This window comes from Psychrobacillus psychrotolerans (assembly GCF_900115805.1).
Classification (GTDB): Bacteria; Bacillota; Bacilli; order Bacillales_A; family Planococcaceae; genus Psychrobacillus; species Psychrobacillus psychrotolerans.
Window position 1 is genome coordinate 58,040 of sequence record NZ_FOXU01000011.1, and the last position, 13,576, is coordinate 71,615.

Below are 13,576 nucleotides of genomic sequence, written 5' to 3' on the forward strand. Positions count from 1 at the left end.
TTTCTGTATTTTGAGTATTTTTTGTTGGTATTGAAGTTTAAAATTCAACGATTTTCATTGTACAATTCAAAATTTTGTTTCGTTACATTTAACGTATCTTACAAGATAGGAGTGAATACGATGCCAGATGTACTGACAAAAAATGAGCTTGCGATTATTGATGAAGCAAAAGTACTAGCAGAAAAAATACGTGGGCGTGCAAAAATAACGGAGGAGTTACGACGTATTCCAGAAGAAACTATTCAAGAATTGAAAGATACAGGTATCATAAAAATCTTACGTCCCAAACGATATGGTGGTTTGCAGTTAAGTGTAGAAACATATGCAAGGGTAATTGTTGAGATTTCAAAGGCATGTGCTTCTACGGGATGGATTGCTTCATTATGTGCCATTCGTGAATTAATGGTAGCTGAATCATTTAATGAAGAAGCGCATGAAGAAATCTTCGGTCAAGACCCAGAAGATGTTCTCTTTGCAGGGGTATACGAGCCTCGAGAATGCAAAGTACAAAAGGTAGATGGGGGCTATTTAATCGAAGAAGGTCACTGGATGTTTTGTTCAGGATCATTGCATGCTACATGGGGTTACTTTGGCATGTATATAAAAGATGAAAACGGAGAAATTTTGGAGCAACTGTTAATGACCGTCCCATTTAGCAAACTCGAAATTGAAGATGATTGGTACACACTTGGCTTAAGAGGCACCGGGAGTAATGCTGTTCGTATGAAAAATGTCTTTGTACCAGAAAATCGTGTGACGTCTTATCTCGATGTATTAAACGGAGATTTCAAATCATCACATTTACGCGATATTCCTTTATATAGTACCGCTTTATTCCCAGCATTAATTCTTTCGCTAGGCTTACCGGCATTAGGGGTTGTGCAAGAAATGCTTGAGAACTTTAAAAAGGGATTGCCTTATCGTACAGCTGTGCATATGGGCGTGAAGATGATTAAAGATGCAGCAAGCACACATACATTATTTGCAACAGCAACAATAAAAGTGGAAACAGCTGAAATGTACTTAATGAATTTAGCTAAAAGTATGGATGAGTGGGCAGATAAGCAAGAAATTATGCCAAAAGAGCTTCGTTTGAAAGCGCTAACAGATATCGGTTATGCGAACGAATTATTAAAAGAAGCGATGGATGAGTTACTTGCTGCTAGTGGTTCAGGTTTTGTATACGACCAAAGTCCAATGCAACGGTTAATTCGTGATTTTATGACGATGCATTCTCATCGTTCTTTATCTCCTGTTATAACACGTGAAAATTATGGTCGATTATTAGTAGGGCTAGAGCCAAATGCAATTCGCTATTAAGTAAAAACCAATGAAGAATGATTTGTTTTTCAACTGTTTTTTCCATAGTTTTGAAGAATCTACTTCTATTAAAATAGCATTAAAGAAAGAAAGGAGTTAGTTAGTGAATGAATCCAAAAATTGCGAAGTTAGGTTATGTGTCATTGCAAACCTCAGATATGGAGACATCCGTTAACTTTTTTCAAGAAGTAATAGGACTGGAATGTACTAACAAAATCGGCGATAGTTATTATTTTCGCGCTTGGGGTGACTTTGAACATCACAGTTTAGTTCTTAGCCCTGGTGAAACTGGAAAGGTGACACATTTTGGTTTACGCACAAAAAGAAAAGAAGACGTGGAATTATTCGAACAGCAGTTATCTGCAAAAGGCTATGAAATAGAAAATGTACCTGCTTGGACAACAGCTGGTATTGGAGAAGCAATTCGATTTACTGCACCATCTGGTCATCGTATTGAATTATATTATGATATCCAGCGTCCTCAAGTAGAGGATTCCCGCAAATCGGTTCTTAAAAATCAAACATATAAATCTTGGGCCAAGGGAATTTCACCTAGACGTTTGGATCACATCAATATTCATACAAGTGCTGATGCAAAAAGCGTGTATGCATTTTTTGTAGATGAACTAGGATTCCGCATTAATGAATGCATTCAAGAAGAAGATGGTGCATTACTAGCAGGATGGATGAGTGTAACGGAACTTGTTCATGATATCGCTTTGGTAACACATAAAAAGTTAGAAACGACCGCAAGATTCCACCATATTTCATACTGGTTAGATGATGTAGGAGATATTTTACGAGCAGCAGATATTCTAAAAGAATCTAAACTACAATTTATCGGACCAGGTAAACATAGTATTTCACAAGCTACTTATTTATATGTCATTGATCCAGGCAGTGGATGTCGTGTAGAACTCTTTACAGGTGGCTATTTAATCTTTGAGCCGGACTGGGAAACAGTTGTATGGAGACCAGAAGAGCGTAAACTTGGCAATACATTTTGGGGCGATAGCATTACAGGGAATGAGCTCATTCTTCCAACAATTGAAGCATAAAGGGGAGGTATATATATGCAAGTAACGACAGAAGTAACTGTTAAATCACAAAGAATAACAACAGGCAAATACACCACATGGATGAATGAATCAGGTCAACAACATCCAGAAACGATTATATTTTTACATGGATCAGGACCAGGAGTAACCTCCATTGCAAACTGGAAATATGCGTTAAATGATTGTGGGTCACAGTTTCATTGTTTAGCTCCAGATCTATATGGTTTTGCTCAAAGCGATCATCCAGACGTACCGTTAAAAAACCGTCAAGCATGGATGGACTGCTGGATGGAACAAGTGATAGAAATTATGGATTATTACAAATTAGAAAAAGTTCATATTGTTGGCAACTCATTAGGGTGCTCAATCGCTTTAGAATTAGCTGTTGAATATCCAGAGCGCTTTGATCGCATTGTATTAATGGGACCAGGAGGAACGCCAAATACAAAGTTAAGTTTAGAGCTGGCACGTGCTAAAAACTTTTATGATAGCCCATCTGAAAAACGCCTCCAGCAGATTATGGGATGGTTTGTATATGATAAAGAGGCAATGCAACCAGTCATTGATGAAGTGACGAAGCCAAGATTTGAAAATGCAATGAGAGAAGAAGTCAAACGTTCGAATAATTCTATTTTTGCTACGGCAGCGGTACCGATTCCAACAGTCGCATTAAATAGACTGCAACATCCAATTTTACTGGTACATGGTCGAGATGACAAAGTATGCTCGATTGAATCCAGTTACTATTTATTAGAACATTTGGGAAATGCACAGCTGCATGTTTTTAGCCGATGTGGTCACTGGACTCAAATTGAGAAAAAAGATGAATTTAATTATTTAATTCAACAATTTTTTAATAGGTTAATATAAAGACTTTAAAATTTAAAGCGCTTTCAAAAAGGAGATGTCCTGATGTCACAAGCATGGGCAGCAGATGTAGTCGTAGTAGGTGCAGGCAATGCAGCCATGTGCGCAGCCATTGCTGCTGCGGAACAAGGGAGTGAGGTCATAGTTTTAGAAATTTCCTCAGAGGAGGAAAAAGGTGGCAACACCACATACACTCATGGTTCAATGCGTTTTGCTTATAACAATGGTGAAGAAGTTAGAGCACTTTTGCCAGAGATGACCGATGAGGAATTTTCCATGACAGACTTTGGAGATTATACAAAAGAGCAATTTTTTGAAGATGTGAGTCGCCTCTCCAATTATCGAACAGACTATGATTTAGCTAATATCTTGGCAAAAGAAAGCTACAAAGTAATGCAGTGGTTAACCTCTCACCAAGTGAAATGGATTCCTATTTATGGACGTCAAGCCTTTAAAATAAATGGAATATTCAAATTTTGGGGCGGCATGGTATTAGAAGCAGTTGGTGGAGGAAAAGGGCTAGTAGATGCCCTTCATCAGGAGGCAATTCGATTGGGTGTTCGAATTTTATATAATACCTCTGGCGTTAAGTTGGATATAGCGAATAAACGAATTCAGGGAATTTATATTCGTGAGCAAAAACAAGATGCATATATTCAATGTAAATCGGTTGTACTTGCAAGTGGTGGCTTTCATGCGAATGTAGAAATGCGTACAAAGTACTTAGGACCTGGTTGGGATAGCGTTCATACGCGCGGGTGCAAGTTTAATACAGGAACAGGTTTAAAAATGGCCATCGATGTGGGAGCAAGAACGATTGGCAATTGGTCTGGTGCACATGCAGTTGGTGGCGATCGGTATTTGCCGAATTTCAAAGAAGGCTTTCAAAAATTAAGCTACCCCTTTGGCATTCTTATAAATAAAGAAGGTAAACGCTTTATCGATGAAGGTGAGGATTTCCGGAATTATACGTATGCCAAAATCGGAAAAGAAATTTTAAAGCAACCTGGGCAATATGCATGGCAAGTGTTTGATACAAAAGGCAAACGCTTTTTAAGAGAAGAATATGAAGGTCGCTCTGTCTCAAAGGTAGTAGCCAACACATTAGAAGAACTTGTGGAACTGATGGGTGATGTAGACCACGAGGGCTTTTTGACAGAAGTAGAAAACTTCAACAAAGCGGTAATGGATGTCCCATTTGATCCGAATATGTTAGATGGTAAAGGTACAGAAGGCTTAAGAGTACCAAAATCAAACTGGGCCCTCCCGATTAATGAAGGACCATTTGTAGCATACGCCATTGGTTGCGGCATTACGTTTACCTACGGGGGTCTACACATTACGAAAAAAGCACAAGTATTACATGAAGATACAACTCCAATCGAAGGCTTATATGCAGCTGGTGAAATTGTAGGTGGTATATATTATGACAATTATCCAGGGGGTGCTGGCCTTACATCAGGTTCTGTATTCGGTAAAATTGCCGGCAGCCAAGCAGCGAAATATGTTCAAGCAGAATATCAAGTGAAATAAGGGGGAATTTGTATGGCTTTAGAAGCACATAAAGTACAAACAGGGGATTTTGGAACATTTATCTATGAATCTGGTAAAGGAAATAAAGAAACGGTGATTTTATTGCATGGGTCAGGGCCAGGAGCTGGAGCAAAAGCGAATTGGCAACATGTGATTGAAGATTACGCGAAAGATTATCATGTTGTAGCACCAGATTTACTAGGGTTTGGTGATACTGATCATCCAACTGAATATCCAGAAAATGGCGTCCAATGGATGTCAAAACGTGTAAAACAAGTTTTAGATTTAATGGATACATTAAAAATTGAAAAAGCTCATTTAGTAGGAAACTCTCTAGGTGGCGTAATTGCAATGTATTTAAATATGGCAGCCCCAGAGCGATTCCCGAAAAATGTATTAATGGGTGCCGGTGTGTTATTAAAAGAGCCAACAGTTGAGCTAATGAAGTTAGCTAACTTCCATTTAGATCCTACAAAAGAAAACTTACGCAACTTATTATCGTGGTTTGTGTATGACATTGAGAGTATGAAAGACTTTGTTGATGATGTGGTAGAAGAGCGTTTTGAAATGTTCCAACGCCCAGAAATTTATCGTTCATATCGGGAAAATTTCACTAAATCTAGCTTAACTGATATGTTAATTCCTCAAACAGCCTTCGAACGTATGCAAAATGAGTTTTGTTTAATTCATGGGTATTTTGATCGTTTTGTTCCGTTACAAAGTAGTTTGTATGCATTAGATCACTTACCAAATTGTGAATTGCATGTATTTAAAAAATGTGGTCACTGGGCAATGATTGAACAACGTGAAGAGTTTTTACATGCAACAAAACATTTCTTTCAAAAAAGTGTTCCCTTAAAATCAGAACCTGTGAAAGCGTAAGTTAATATATTCATGTTAAAAATATTTGGCTGATTACTTGATCTTCTATGATGCACAATAAAAAGGAGTGTGGCACTTATGACACAAACAACAGTTCAACAAACTGAAGTACGCGAAATGCTGATTGAAAACGCACGATCAATGCAAAAAGTTTTACGAGATGCGACTTTAGAAATCGATCAAACGAGTAAAATACCTGATGAAATTGTTCAAATGATTCGTGATAAAGGATTATTAAAAGTACTACGACCAAAAATGTTCGGTGGTTTTCAAACAGATATGCGTACTTATTTTGAAGTGGTAACAGAAATTTCACGTGGGAATGGTTCAGCTGGGTGGTTTGTAACTTTAAGTAACATTCGAGACTATATGGTTTCTTACGCTTTCGGTCGAAAAGCCTTAACTGAAATCTTTGGAGAAAATCGCGATAATGATGTGATTCTAGCTGGAAACTTCAAACCAGTTCATATCGATTTAGAGCGTGTCGAGGGAGGCTACTTAGTCAAAAAAGCACAGTGGCCATTCGTATCTGGATCTCCTTACGCAGATTGGTTTTATTCGGGTGCACCTGTTGATGATGGTAAAGGTGGACAAGAAATGGCTATTTTCATCGTTCCACGTCAAGATGTCACTGTTTTAGATGACTGGGATGTAGTGGGGTTAAAAGGTTCAGGTAGTAATAGTATCGTGATGGAAAATGTATTTATCCCAGACCATCGGGTATCACTAGATCGTTTAGCGGTCCAAGGTCATTATATTATAGATGAACTAAAAGATGAGCCGCTATACCGGACACCATTTGTTCCATCGCTAACATTATCCATTGTAGCACCAACTTTAGGGCTTGCTCTAGGTGGGTTCGATTTACACATGGAGCGCGTCATGAAGGCGGGTATTGGCAATACCTTCTATCAGAAAATGAGCGAGGCACCAATTACGCATTTACAAATTGCAGAAGCGGAAATGAAAATTGAGGCAGCCCGTTTAATGTTTATCGATGTGCTTAATAAACTCGACGGATATTCTCATGAAGGAAAAGTATTCAGTCAAAAAGAAAGCATTCGTATGAAAGCTGAATTCGGTTTTGCCAATCAATTATGTAAAGAATCCTTTGATTTGATGCTTGCTGGAGCGGGTTCAGTGTTTGCATACAACAGCAATGTATTCCAAGCATTCTACCGAGACTTCATAACGATGCACTTACACGCATTTATAACACCGAGTTCACTCCTAGAAACACATGGACGAATTCTTTGCGATCTGGAGCCGAATACGTATTTTGCATAAAAATTAAATATAGCTAAACGTGAAGAGAAAAGGTTTAAGACTTTTCTCTTTTTTTAAAAAGATAAGAAAGCATCCGCTTGGAGCGGAAATCAATGGCCAATCTACGCCTTTTTTATTGAAGGACCGGGTGTTTATTGCCCGGTTTTTCTTATCAACATTTTTAGGAGGTAAAAAGATGAAAAGATGTGGTCATTATGAAGCTGATTTTGCAGTTAATCCTATCTGGCATAAGCAGTTCGGTGTCATATGGTTAGATATTAGCGCACAAAAAATTATTACATACTATCCTACATCCGAAGAAGAACATGTTTATGATGCTATGGGCCCTATTGCAGCAATCGTGCCAATAGAAGACGGAGAATTTATCGGTGTGTATAAAGATGGTTTATACAAAATTAACTTTAAAATGGGGACTAAAAAGCCTTTCACCTTCCCTACTGGATTAAGTACAATGCATTATTTAAATGATGCGAAATGTGGTCCTGACGGTTACATATGGGTTGGTTCATCAGATGGATTTTTTAAAAAGTTTAGAGAAACAGCACCGACTGCGATGTCCGATTATCCTTTTCATAATTCAAAGTTATATCGTATTAGCCCAAATGGGGAAATACAAATATTGCTTGAAAATATTGCATCATCAAATGGTTTAGCTTGGCAAACAGAAACAAATACATTCTTTCATATCGATTCAGCTAAACAATCTATTTTTGAATATAAGTTTTTGGAGGAAGGTATATTAGAATTTCAACGCGTAGTCTACACATCTGAAATGTTAGAAGGGTTTCCAGGTGGAATGACGATTGATGCCCAAGGTAACTTATGGATGGCATTGTATCAGGGAGGGCTTATCGCTAAAAAAAGTAAAAAGCCAACGCGCATAATTTGTTTAAATCCAACAACGATGCAAATTTTAGATGAAATTCTATTGCCCGTTACGCATGTTACATCTTGCGTCATCGGTGGGGAGAATTTAGATATGCTTTATATTACAACAGCTAGGGATCCAATATCACAGGCTGCTACAACTAATGAGCCTATGGCAGGCTATTTATTAGAAGTTCCTATACATAGTGTAGGTATTGAACAATTTGTAGTGCCTGTCATGCAAAGAAATTCAATAAAAATTGTTTAAAAAAAATGGATTTATAGATAAAAAGAGCTCTAACTGAAACCGCTTTCTTTTTATATGATAAATATAAGTTCAGAGAGTTAGACATTAGCTAGTTAGCGGAGGGTTGAGAATGGGGAAACCGGAAATTGCAAAATTAGGGCATGTAGCATTAGTTAGTACAGACTTGGATCAGTCCTTAAAGTTTTTTAAAGAAGTCATTGGTTTAGAAGAAACAACAGAAATCGACGGAGTACATTATTTGCGGGCATGGGGTGACTTCCAGCACCATACGTTAAGCATCGAACAAGGTGAGGACTCATATGTAAAATGGATTGGGTGGAGGACGAAAACTAAAGATTGTGTTTTAGGATTTAAGAAACTTCTGCAAGAAGCAAACGTAGTAGTGGAAGAATTTCCAATGGGTTCAACACCTGGTATTGGAAATACGATTCGTTTTCAATTGCCAAGCGGTCATACATTTGAGTTTTATTATGATGTAGATAAACCTGAAGCTGCATCAGAATACAAATCTATTTTAAAAAACCAAGTATATCAAGCACATAGAAAAGGTATATCGCCACGTCGTATTGACCATGTGAACATTCATACATCTACAAATGCTAATCATACATTTGATTTCTTACTAGATACATTAGGCTTTAACTTGCGTGAATATGTAAAAGGGGATGAAGGCATTTTAGCTGGCTGGATGAGTGTAACATCTCTTGTGCATGATGTTGCACTAGTACAAAAGTCAGCTTTACCATCAAAAGCACGTCTACATCATCTTTCTTATTGGTTAGACAATTCACAAGATATTTTACGAGCAGCAGACATTTTAAGAGAGCAAGGTATTCCATTTATTGGTCCAGGTAAACATGGTATATCGCAAGCAATTTATTTATATGTAATGGATCCAGGAAGTGGATGTCGTGTAGAACTGTTCACAGGCGGCTATTTAATATTCGAACCGGATTGGGAGCCAATTGAGTGGACACGCGACGAACAGTTAACTGTAGGAAACACATATTGGGGCGATAGTGTGCAAGATAAAGAGTTAAATAATATTACAATCGAAGCAAGATAACTAACGTTAAAAGGAGAGGTATAGCATATGAAACCAGAAATTTCAAAACTAGGACATTTTGGATTAGTGAGTACAGACCTAGTAAAATCATTATGGTTCTTTAAAGAAGTAATTGGTTTAGAAGAAACAGAAGTAGTAAACGGGGTTCACTACCTACGTGCATGGGGAGATTTTGAACATCATACATTATCAATTCGTGCGGGAGAGGAATCTTGCTTAGATCATATTGCCTGGCGTACAAAGCGTAAAGAAGACGTTGATGCATTTGCGGAATCTTTAAAAGCTAACGGTACGGAAATTGAATGGGTTGAACCAGGTACAGAAGCTGGGCAAGGAAAAGCATTCCGCTTCAAAACACCGAGTCAGCATACGTTCGAAATTTACTTTGAAATGGAAAAAACATTAGCATCAGCTGAAACGCGTTCGGTACTAAAAAACCAAACGCATCGCTCATGGAATCGTGGGGTATCACCAAGACGTATTGACCACGTAAATTTATTATCTTCCTTACCTACTAAAGAGTTTGCCGACTTTTTACAAGAACAAATGGGCTTTAATTTACGTGAATATATTGAAGCTCCAGATGGTAGCTACTTAGGAGCATGGATGAGTGTAACTCCACTTGTACATGATATTGCCGTCAGTTTTGACCCGAACGCACCATCTACACATGAAGTGCATCATATTGCATATTGGTTAGATAATGCGCAAGATTTGTTGCGCGCAGCAGATATTTTAAAAGAAAACGGCATTTACTTTAAAGGACCTGGAAAACATGGGATTTCTCAAGCTATGTATATTTATGCCATTGACCCAGGTAGTGGCGTTCGTCTTGAAATCTTTACAAATGGTTACTTAATATTCGAACCAGATTGGGAGCCGATTCGCTGGACATTAGATGAAATGGATATTGGGTTTACTTATTGGGGCGACCAAATGGATTCCAAAACGGAAAATAATCCAACAATTAAAGCGTAGGGGGAATGGAAAATGGAAGATCGTTTATTCCGTGATGCAATGGGGAAATTTGCAACAGGTGTGACAGTTATTACAACGCTACATGAAGGACAGCCACATGGAATGACAGCGAATGCATTTATGTCCGTATCGCTTGATCCGAAATTAGTGGTAATTTCAATCGGAGGAAACGCACGTTGTCTGTCAAGGATCAAAGAAAGTGGCATTTTCGCCGTCAATATTTTAGCTGCAAATCAGCAGGAACAGTCGATGATTTTTGCAGGACAAATAAAAGAAGATCGTGAAGTAACTTTTGAAACATTAGCAGATATTCCAGTAATACCAAATGCTCTAGCGCAAGTAAGTTGTGATGTAGTTACTGAATATATCGAAGGGGACCATACCTTATTTATTGGTAAAGTTCGCGATATTCGTGTACAAGATGGAGAGCCATTATTGTTCTATGCAGGGAAATATCGCTCACTAGAGACAGTGCCAGTATAAGGAGGGGAAACATCGGTGGATATTCAGCAAGGAGCACAATTATTAAGATTAGCTGAAATGAATAAGCAACCGATTGCCCCATTTACATCGTCAACTGATATTTCAGTTGACGATGCTTATCGTATTCAGCTTCTTCAAATTCAAGATAAAACAGAAGCAGGAGCCGAAGTTGTGGGCATGAAGATTGGGTTAACAAGTAAAGTAATGCAAGATATGTTTAAGGTGACGACGCCTGATTTTGGGCATATTTTAAATACGATGGTGTACACCGAAGAAGAACCGATTAATATTCAACAATTTTTGCAACCTAAAGTTGAATTCGAACTAGCCTTTTTCTTAAAAGCAGATTTAAAAGGACCAAATGTGTCAGAACAAGATGTTATAGCTGCAACAGAGGCAATTGCACCCGCAATTGAGATTATTGATAGTCGAATAGAAAATTGGCAATTTCAATTTCAAGATACTGTCGCTGATAATGGATCTTCTGCAGGAGCAGTTATTGGTAAAATGCGTACAGCAGTGGATTTACAAGGGTTGGAGACAATTGAATTGGTTGCAAAGCGTAACGGTGAAGTATTTGACAAAGGTATAAGTAGTGCAGTAATGGGGAATCCAGCAAAAGCTGTAGCGTGGCTTGCGAATATGTTAAGCGATTATGATATTACATTAAAAGCAGGACAATTCATTTTAGCGGGAGCTATTACTGCAGCGGTAACGTTTGAAGCAGGTGATACTTTTGAAGCAGATTTCGGAACGTACGGCACTGTCCGTGTCGCATTTTCATAAAAGAGGTGACATTATGTCAAAATTAAAAGTAGGAATTATCGGTTCAGGTAATATTGGGACGGATTTAATGTATAAGGTTGAGCGGTGTGATTATTTACAAATGTCAGTGATGATTGGTATCGATTCAGCTTCTGAAGGGTTGCGCAGAGCAAAAGAGCGCGGATATACAACTATTGAAAATGGTATTGAAGGCTTGCGTGATCAAATGGAATTAGTTGATATTGTATTTGACGCAACAAGTGCATATGCACATGAGGCAAACTATGCAGTAGTCAAAGCAGCTGGAAAAAGGATGATTGATTTAACCCCTGCTGCGATTGGTCCATTTACTGTGCCATCAGTAAATTTAACGCAACATATTGAAGCAGATAATGTCAACATGGTGACATGTGGTGGACAAGCTACAATACCGATGGTTTATGCCATTAATCGTATTACCCAAGTTGACTATGCAGAAATTATAGCAACTGTAGCGAGTAAAAGTGCAGGTCCTGGAACACGTGCAAATATTGATGAGTTTACACATACAACTGCACGTGCAATCGAGGTAGTCGGTGGAGCGAAAAAAGGGAAAGCCATCATTATTTTAAATCCAGCGGAACCACCTATTATTATGCGTGATACGGTGCATGCGTTATTAGCCGAAGAAGGTAAGGAACAAGAAATTATTGAGTCCGTTAAAGAAATGGTTAAAGAGGTCCAATCATATGTTCCGGGTTATCGTTTAAGAGGCGAACCCATTTTTGATGGAAAAAAAGTATCCATTTTTGTAGAAGTTGAAGGAGCGGGTGACTTCTTTCCAAAGTACTCTGGTAACTTAGATATTATGACTGCAGCGGCTGCGCGGGTTGCAAATGAGATAGCTAAAAACCATGTAAATGGAGGGATTCGTGTATGAGAGATGTGCATGTATTAGACGTTACTTTACGTGATGGTAGTCATTCGATGCAACATTCGTATACAGAAGCGCAAGTTCGATCAGTTGCTCGTGGTTTGAATAAGGCGGGTATAGAATACTTTGAAGTTTCTCATGGAGATGGTTTAGGGGGTTCCAGCTTACAATACGGTCTATCAGCAGTGGATGAATTAAAACTAATTGAGGCAGCAGTGGATGAATGTAGTGTTTCAAAAGTTGCTGTTTTATTAATCCCAGGTATTGGTGTTAAAGGTGATTTGCAAAATGCTGTAAGTGTAGGTGCTAAAATGGCACGTGTGGCGACACATGTAACAGAAGCTGATGTAGCTGCTCAACATATTAATCTAAGTCGAGAGCTTGGTCTGAAAACAGCAGGCTTTTTAATGATGGCACATATGGCAGATACTAAAGTAATTATAGAACAAGCGAAATTATTTGAAAGTTACGGCGCTGAAATCGTATATGTAACTGATTCAGCAGGCTATTTATTGCCACATGAAGTAACAGAGCGGATTCGGGCTTTAAAAGAGCATGTTAGTTGTGAGATTGGTTTTCATGCCCATAATAATCTGTCGCTAGCGATGGCTAATACATTAGCGGCCATAGAAGCTGGTGCTACATATATTGACGGTTCTTTACGTGCACTAGGAGCAGGGAGTGGAAACACGCAAACGGAAGCTATCATTGCTGTATTAGATCGTTTAAATATTGCCACCGGCGTTCATTTATATGACATTATAGATGTTGCTAATGATGTCATGGCACCTATGATGCTACGTCCTCAAGAAATTAGTGGGTCTAGTTTAATGATGGGATATGCTGGTGTGTATTCAAGTTTCTTACTTCATACTGAAAAAGCCGCAAAGCAGTTTGGAGTAGATGAGCGAGACATTTTAGTAGAGCTTGGTCGCCGAAAAACGGTAGGTGGACAAGAGGATATGATTTATGAAGTTGCACAATCCATAAGAGCTACAAAATAACAAACCAAGAAGCTGTGCAGAGGAACACTCATCTGTACAGCTTTTTAATAGATAAGAAGTATATAAAAATGTGCCATGAACATTGGTTTTTGGTATGCCGTTGATTTCCGCTCCGAGCGGACGCTTTCCGTGGGCACGGCTTCAGCCGCTTCCCTCGCGATGCTCAGTCCAGGGTCTTCAGCTCGCGCTATGATATGAACCCCAAAAGTTGTACTCTTATTATGCAGCTTTTTCATAGTTTAAGCGATACTCAATGGGGCTCATCCCATTGAGTTTTTGTTTGAT

General features: G+C 38.5%; 13 protein-coding genes. All 13 read left to right on the forward strand.

Going from position 1 to position 13,576, the window contains the following annotated elements:
- Positions 1 to 120 precede the first annotated feature (120 nt).
- On the forward strand, positions 121 to 1,320 hold the full coding sequence (locus BM260_RS16890; RefSeq protein ID WP_093538530.1) for an acyl-CoA dehydrogenase family protein: 1,200 nt from the start codon (positions 121 to 123) through the stop codon (positions 1,318 to 1,320).
- Positions 1,321 to 1,427: 107 nt separating this feature from the next.
- Positions 1,428 to 2,378: a VOC family protein gene (locus tag BM260_RS16895; protein WP_093538531.1), complete on the forward strand. Its 951-nt coding sequence runs from the start codon at positions 1,428 to 1,430 to the stop codon at positions 2,376 to 2,378.
- Positions 2,379 to 2,393: 15 nt separating this feature from the next.
- The gene (locus BM260_RS16900) at positions 2,394 to 3,248 is read left to right on the forward strand and encodes an alpha/beta fold hydrolase (protein WP_093538532.1); all 855 of its coding nucleotides are present in this window, start codon (positions 2,394 to 2,396) and stop codon (positions 3,246 to 3,248) included.
- A gap of 42 nt (positions 3,249 to 3,290) precedes the next feature.
- A complete protein-coding gene (tcuA, locus tag BM260_RS16905; RefSeq protein ID WP_093538533.1) occupies positions 3,291 to 4,778 on the forward strand; it encodes an FAD-dependent tricarballylate dehydrogenase TcuA in 1,488 nt (495 codons plus the stop codon).
- A gap of 12 nt (positions 4,779 to 4,790) precedes the next feature.
- Entirely contained in the window at positions 4,791 to 5,660 is an 870-nt protein-coding gene (locus BM260_RS16910; protein ID WP_093538534.1) for an alpha/beta fold hydrolase, read from the forward strand.
- A gap of 78 nt (positions 5,661 to 5,738) precedes the next feature.
- Positions 5,739 to 6,947 carry an acyl-CoA dehydrogenase family protein gene (locus tag BM260_RS16915; RefSeq protein ID WP_093538535.1) on the forward strand — a complete coding sequence of 403 codons (1,209 nt, stop codon included), beginning with the start codon at positions 5,739 to 5,741 and terminating at the stop codon, positions 6,945 to 6,947.
- Between the two features lie 175 nt (positions 6,948 to 7,122).
- Positions 7,123 to 8,082 (forward strand): SMP-30/gluconolactonase/LRE family protein, encoded by a 960-nt coding sequence (locus BM260_RS16920; protein WP_093538536.1) that lies wholly within the window; start codon positions 7,123 to 7,125, stop codon positions 8,080 to 8,082.
- Between the two features lie 109 nt (positions 8,083 to 8,191).
- The gene (locus BM260_RS16925; protein WP_093538537.1) at positions 8,192 to 9,148 is read left to right on the forward strand and encodes a VOC family protein; all 957 of its coding nucleotides are present in this window, start codon (positions 8,192 to 8,194) and stop codon (positions 9,146 to 9,148) included.
- Between the two features lie 27 nt (positions 9,149 to 9,175).
- Positions 9,176 to 10,126: a VOC family protein gene (locus tag BM260_RS16930; protein ID WP_093538538.1), complete on the forward strand. Its 951-nt coding sequence runs from the start codon at positions 9,176 to 9,178 to the stop codon at positions 10,124 to 10,126.
- Positions 10,127 to 10,138: 12 nt separating this feature from the next.
- On the forward strand, positions 10,139 to 10,609 hold the full coding sequence (locus BM260_RS16935; protein ID WP_093538539.1) for a flavin reductase family protein: 471 nt from the start codon (positions 10,139 to 10,141) through the stop codon (positions 10,607 to 10,609).
- 15 nt (positions 10,610 to 10,624) lie between these two features.
- Positions 10,625 to 11,395, forward strand: a complete 771-nt coding sequence (locus tag BM260_RS16940) for a 2-keto-4-pentenoate hydratase (protein WP_093538540.1) — start codon at positions 10,625 to 10,627, stop codon at positions 11,393 to 11,395.
- 13 nt (positions 11,396 to 11,408) lie between these two features.
- Positions 11,409 to 12,293: an acetaldehyde dehydrogenase (acetylating) gene (locus tag BM260_RS16945; protein ID WP_093538541.1), complete on the forward strand. Its 885-nt coding sequence runs from the start codon at positions 11,409 to 11,411 to the stop codon at positions 12,291 to 12,293.
- Entirely contained in the window at positions 12,290 to 13,291 is a 1,002-nt protein-coding gene (gene dmpG / locus BM260_RS16950; protein ID WP_093538542.1) for a 4-hydroxy-2-oxovalerate aldolase, read from the forward strand. Before BM260_RS16945 ends, dmpG begins: the two co-directional genes overlap by 4 nt.
- The last annotated feature ends 285 nt before the right edge of the window (positions 13,292 to 13,576 follow it).